The sequence below is a fragment of the Flagellimonas yonaguniensis genome (assembly GCF_029193885.1).
Lineage (GTDB): Bacteria > Bacteroidota > Bacteroidia > Flavobacteriales > Flavobacteriaceae > Flagellimonas > Flagellimonas yonaguniensis.
Genome location: NZ_JARFVB010000034.1, coordinates 1 through 4,251, shown reverse-complemented (window position 1 = coordinate 4,251; position 4,251 = coordinate 1). Strand labels below are relative to the sequence as shown.

General features: G+C 38.8%; 8 protein-coding genes. 4 read left to right on the top strand and 4 right to left on the bottom strand.

Going from position 1 to position 4,251, the window contains the following annotated elements:
- From PY092_RS19555 to PY092_RS19540, 4 genes are all read left to right on the top strand, one after another.
- A partial coding sequence (locus PY092_RS19555; protein WP_275617405.1) for an RteC domain-containing protein occupies nt 1-297 on the top strand: 297 nt, incomplete at its 5' end.
- A gap of 299 nt (nt 298-596) precedes the next feature.
- Complete coding sequence (locus tag PY092_RS19550; protein ID WP_047550478.1) at nt 597-881, top strand: helix-turn-helix domain-containing protein; 285 nt, start codon at nt 597-599, stop codon at nt 879-881.
- A gap of 3 nt (nt 882-884) precedes the next feature.
- A complete protein-coding gene (locus PY092_RS19545) occupies nt 885-1,637 on the top strand; it encodes a hypothetical protein (protein ID WP_275617404.1) in 753 nt (250 codons plus the stop codon).
- Nucleotides 1,621-2,283, top strand: coding sequence for an ATPase (locus PY092_RS19540; RefSeq protein WP_220115281.1), 663 nt, complete (start codon nt 1,621-1,623; stop codon nt 2,281-2,283). The genes PY092_RS19545 and PY092_RS19540 overlap by 17 nt, the downstream gene beginning before the upstream one ends.
- 17 nt (nt 2,284-2,300) lie before the next feature.
- Here PY092_RS19540 and PY092_RS19535 read toward each other — a convergent pair whose 3' ends face one another.
- The 4 genes from PY092_RS19535 to PY092_RS19520 form a co-directional block, all read right to left on the bottom strand.
- Nucleotides 2,301-2,507, bottom strand: a complete 207-nt coding sequence (locus tag PY092_RS19535; protein WP_272635491.1) for a GDCCVxC domain-containing (seleno)protein — start codon at nt 2,505-2,507, stop codon at nt 2,301-2,303.
- Nucleotides 2,507-3,121, bottom strand: coding sequence for a mercuric transport protein MerTP (merTP, locus tag PY092_RS19530; protein ID WP_272635492.1), 615 nt, complete (start codon nt 3,119-3,121; stop codon nt 2,507-2,509). The genes PY092_RS19535 and merTP overlap by 1 nt, the downstream gene beginning before the upstream one ends.
- Nucleotides 3,122-3,133: 12 nt before the next feature.
- The gene (locus PY092_RS19525; RefSeq protein WP_047550245.1) at nt 3,134-3,505 is read right to left on the bottom strand and encodes an ArsR/SmtB family transcription factor; all 372 of its coding nucleotides are present in this window, start codon (nt 3,503-3,505) and stop codon (nt 3,134-3,136) included.
- Between the two features lie 209 nt (nt 3,506-3,714).
- On the bottom strand, nt 3,715-4,251 hold a 537-nt coding region (locus tag PY092_RS19520; protein WP_275617403.1), incomplete at its 5' end, for an N-acetylmuramoyl-L-alanine amidase family protein.

Sequence of the window (4,251 nt, the reverse complement as noted above, 5' to 3'; positions counted from 1 at the left end):
CGGAAAGGATTGAACGGCAAATTAAATGGTGCTAAACCAATGGAAAAGATACATTGGCCATTTTCAAACACAGATTATGTTGAACTCGTTTATGCGCTATGCTCAAAGGGATTGGGCAAACAGGACAATCAAGCCATAATGCAGGTTTCCAAAAAAATGCAACAGCTATTTGATATTGAGCCAAAGGACATCTACAAAACCTATCAGGACATCAAAAACAGAAAGAACAGCAGAACACTTTTCCTCGATGAACTTTCCACATCGCTTCTCATTGAAATGGACAAAAGCGAGGAATAACAAGCGGATTTTTCTCTTAAAAAAGACCGTACTACGGTTGACCTACGGTCTTCTGATTTTGGAAGCCGTCTTCATATAATTTGATATGATTTAGCACACCGTTTCTACTTCAGAAGCATCAAAACGCTACAAAACCCATCAAATTTCAAAATGTTAAATTTTGACCGTAGTACGGTCGTACTGGGGAATAAAATCCATTAAACCTATTCAAATTTGTAGAACGAAAGTCAAATCAGGCCAGGGACTATCATTTAAAACTCTAAACCCAGATAGTCCCTTTCCATAAAAACCGTTCTATTATGCCGACAAGTATTATTACCACAGACGACCTTCGGGAATTCAAAATGGAATTGCTCGATGACATCAAACAATTATTGACCAGACAAGCCAGCGGTAAGCTGAAGAAGTATCTCAAGTCTTCCGAGGTTATGGACTTGCTTCAGGTAAGTCCTGGCACATTGCAAAACCTTCGCATCAATGGCACATTACCATACACCAAAGTGGGTGGCATTATCTATTACGATACCGAGGAAATTCAAAAAGTGATGGATGCCAACCGTGTGCACCACGGTCTAAATTCTTAAGCGATGAACTATATAAAGCTACTTAATGCGGCTTTTGAGAAGTTCTATTTTGATGACCGCCTTAATCCAACGCATATCAGTCTGTATATGGCGCTGTTCCAAGAATGGAACAGTTGCCGCTTTATGGATGAATTCTACGTGAATCGTCGGGATTTGATGCGTTGTGCCAAGATAGGTTCTAAATCAACGTACCATAGATGTATTGTGGAACTGGATTCTTGGCAATACTTGTCTTATTTCCCTTCCAACAATCCATACAAAGGCAGCAAAATAAAGATGGCCATTATCGGGACAAGCGATGAACCGGTTGTGGGACAGTACAATCCCATTTTAGAACAGCTTGCGGAACAGTACCATTCCAGAGGTGTACCGCTTGAGGGACACCACCATCCCAAAAATGAACAGGTTGTGAACCTACACCGTCCCATAGATGGACAAGCATTGGTATCTAATACAAACAATATCAAACAAGAAAACTATATAAAACAGCCAAAGGGCTGGCAGGCCGTTTTTATTTTTTTTGAAGAAAAAGGTTTTGATGCTGATGAAGCAAAAAAATTCTATGAGCATTACCAAGCCCGAAATTGGCAAACTGGCGATGGAAAAGATATTCGGGATTGGCGAGCCGTAGCCATCAATTGGATGGACAGAACCGAAATATTCGACGAGGAAAACAAGCTAAACAAAAAACAAGCGTCCCAAATCAAGGACAACTTGCGAACCACTAAAAACAAAGATTATGGACAACCCCTCTAAAATAACCGAAGGTGGCGTGGAATATTCGCTCGGAAAATTTGATGGCAAAAGTGTACTCTACGATTTCCCAAAAATATTGATTTACCTGAATGCCAAGGGCAAACTTTTGTTTGGCGAAAAGTTTAGGATATATGACGAAGACAAAGATATTTTGTTAAAACTCTGTTCCTACTTCATCAAGGATAAAGACAACTGTGAGACTTATGGTATTGATATTGACAAAGGCATTCTACTTTCTGGACCTGTTGGCTGCGGCAAAACCAGTTTAATGAAATTATTGCGCCATTTAGTGCCTTTGCAACGTCCTTATGAGATGATTCCTTGCCGGAATGTAACCTTCAGTTTTAACCATTTAGGTTTTAAAACGGTAGAGGAATATGGTAATACCAAATTTTACTGTTTTGATGATTTGGGTGTTGAACCTTCTGGCAGATTCTACGGAAAGGATTTGAATGTGATGGGCGAAGTGCTTTTATCTCGATACGAGCTGTACCTACAAACCAAACACAAAATTAAAACACACGCCACAACAAACCTAAATGCTGAAGAATTGGAAGAACGCTACGGTAACCGAGTTCGTAGCCGAATGCGAGAACTTTTTAATTTGATTGCTTTTGATACTAAGGCTGGGGATAAAAGGAAGTAAACTTAAAGGATAGCTTTTTAGCAACAATTTTTGTTTTCTTGAATCGGTGGACAGGCGACAGTCCCATAAGAGCAAAACACACAACAATCCCCTTCTTTTGGCTTCAGAACCGTTTTGCAATTCTCACATTCATAAAAGAATTGGCAGGCCGTGGTTGGCATTTCTTCTTCTTTTTTGTGGCCACAGTTTGGACAAGTGATTTCAGATGTCGATATAGTTTCCATTATTTCTCTTTTTTATAGGTCACTTTGTAGCCAGTAGAATTAATTGCTTTCTCAATTTCCGATTCATCAATCTTGGTCTTATCAAATTCCACTACGGTGTTAGCATTTTCGTAGCTGGCTTTGACCGAAATAATTCCGTCCAACTTATTGACTTCACTTTCTACGTGTGCCTCACAACCTGCACAGGTCATTCCCTCAACGTCAAAAGTGTGCTTTTCGACATTGGATTGAGAGACATATACGATATCCTTGGTGGGTTGCGCATAAAATAGGTTGGAATAGTAAGGGAAGGTCAGCATCAATGCGGCGAATAGTGTTACGATGAACAAAAACTGTTTGGATTGCCAAAACGTTGGTTTTGCATCATCCTCGCAAGCGCAATCAATTTCTTCCTGAGTTTTCGGCCGTAGTTTCTGGTACCAGGCAAAGACCAAAACAATAATGGTCAGGCCGATAAGATAGGGTCTAAATGGCTCGACCCAAGAGAATGTAGATGCAATTCCACTTGTTCCGGCAATTAATGCCAAAACGGGTGTAATACAACATATTGATGCTGCAACTGCGGTAAAAATGCCGGTATAAGCTGCGGTATTCGAAGTTTTATTCGGTGCCATAATATAAAATGTCTAAGCTGTTTTCTTTCTTGTCGAAATTGAATTGAAAATTCCATTCAAAACATTGTCCTCACTCTTTACCAGCGAATAATATAATGTTTGCCCTTCACGTCTCGATGTAATAATTCCTGCATCCTTCATTTTTCGGATATGCTGGGATACGGCGGGAACACTCATTTCAAGAATATCGGCAATATCGCAAGGACACAATTCATTCTCTATGTTCAATAGGAATAGAATTTTCAGTCGTACCTCGCTTCCCGCGAGAGACAAAACTTTGCTTATTGCATTAAGGCTGTCCGAAGAATTCTCTATGGTTTCCTTGCATCTCGATATTTGCTTCTTGTCTGCTTCGTTCCGTGTACAAGTTATTTCCAAGCTCATCTTTTTTGATTTAAAGTGGTCACAAATATATCATTATTATATTATTTAAGCAAATACTTAAATATACTATCGGATATGTCTTTTTATAATGTGTAGATAATAAACTTAGGAAATCTAACTTCTATAGGATTTGTACAATAAAATCACTTCTGAAATAAATTGCAGTACAATGTCCTTCAAGCTCTTTGTTAACTCTAAAAAAATATCTTTCATAATTCTATTGATTTTTGAATGGATAATAATATGGATAGTGCGATGCGTTCCATATTGTTGTTATCTGAAATGTAGCTGCCTTCATCTTTATTGCTCAAAAAACCCAATTCCAATAGTATTGAGGCGCAATACTCAACAGTTTCCCGAAGTACCTGAAAGTTCGCAAACTTTACACCTCGACTTCCATAACCAATGGCTTCACAAAGGGCTCGTTCAATTTGATAGCCCATAAAAACCGATGCTTTTGAGAATTCCTTTTGTTTTCTTGAAGCATAAACCTCTATCCCTCTCGCATTTGGATTTTCAGAATGGTTGCAATGCAAGGACACAAATAACTCTGCTTTTAAGGCTTTGGCCAGCTTAGTTCTGTCCGATAAAGAAATTAGTGTATCACTATACCTGGTTAAATAAATATCCAAAGGCTTTTTCATTTCATTATTCAGCTTCAAAATGGCATTTGCAATGGACAAAACCACATCCTTTTCTTGAATGCCTTTTATGCCGATTGCACCAGAATCTTTTCCGCCGTGTCC

What these genes read in the sequence shown, in the direction of transcription:
- merTP (WP_272635492.1), bottom strand. Translation starts at nt 3,121, where the DNA reads ATGGCACCGAATAAAACTTCGAATACCGCAGCTTATACCGGCATTTTT.
- PY092_RS19525 (WP_047550245.1), bottom strand. Translation starts at nt 3,505, where the DNA reads ATGAGCTTGGAAATAACTTGTACACGGAACGAAGCAGACAAGAAGCAA.
- PY092_RS19545 (WP_275617404.1), top strand. Translation starts at nt 885, where the DNA reads ATGAACTATATAAAGCTACTTAATGCGGCTTTTGAGAAGTTCTATTTT.
- PY092_RS19540 (WP_220115281.1), top strand. Translation starts at nt 1,621, where the DNA reads ATGGACAACCCCTCTAAAATAACCGAAGGTGGCGTGGAATATTCGCTC.
- PY092_RS19535 (WP_272635491.1), bottom strand. Translation starts at nt 2,507, where the DNA reads ATGGAAACTATATCGACATCTGAAATCACTTGTCCAAACTGTGGCCAC.
- PY092_RS19550 (WP_047550478.1), top strand. Translation starts at nt 597, where the DNA reads ATGCCGACAAGTATTATTACCACAGACGACCTTCGGGAATTCAAAATG.